The organism is Companilactobacillus futsaii JCM 17355, from assembly GCF_001435505.1.
Taxonomy (GTDB): domain Bacteria; phylum Bacillota; class Bacilli; order Lactobacillales; family Lactobacillaceae; genus Companilactobacillus; species Companilactobacillus futsaii.
In genome coordinates this window covers 1-508 of sequence record NZ_AZDO01000055.1, presented here as the reverse complement: position 1 = coordinate 508, position 508 = coordinate 1, and the positions used below count along the sequence as shown (strand labels likewise).

Genomic DNA, 508 nt, shown 5'->3' with positions numbered 1-508 from the left:
GCTCACGAATTTAAACTAGCTACTAAATCTATTTATAATTGGCTAAATCAGGGGAGGATTGGTTTCTCCTTGAATGATCTACCTGAACATGGCGTAACGTTGACCAACGATCCAAATATAATCAATCTTTGGGGCGATCAATTGAACAGCGTCCCATGATGATTAATCAACGTAATCGCATCGGCGATTTTGAACTAGATACAGTCGTTGGTCCTCGTGGGCATAGTAAGGCAGTTTTATTAACTTTAATCGATCGCAAATCATGGTTCCTTTGGGCATACCGGTTAAAAGATCGGACGACAGCGACTGTTAATGAAGCACTAACTAAGTTCCTAACCACTTTTAATGGTCCGGTGCACAGCTTTACTGTGGACCGTGGCACTGAGTTCAGTGGGCTAGTATCACTTGAATCACAATATGGTATTAAGACCTATTACTGCCATGCTTATACTCCAGCTGAACGTGGTAGTAATGAACGCTTTAATCGGAATTTACGTTATTTTTATCC

1 pseudogene is annotated in these 508 nt (G+C 40.9%); it reads left to right on the top strand.

The annotated features are described in order from the left end of the window. A pseudogene (locus tag FC88_RS05395) lies at nucleotides 1-508 on the top strand (IS30 family transposase); the annotation flags it as partial.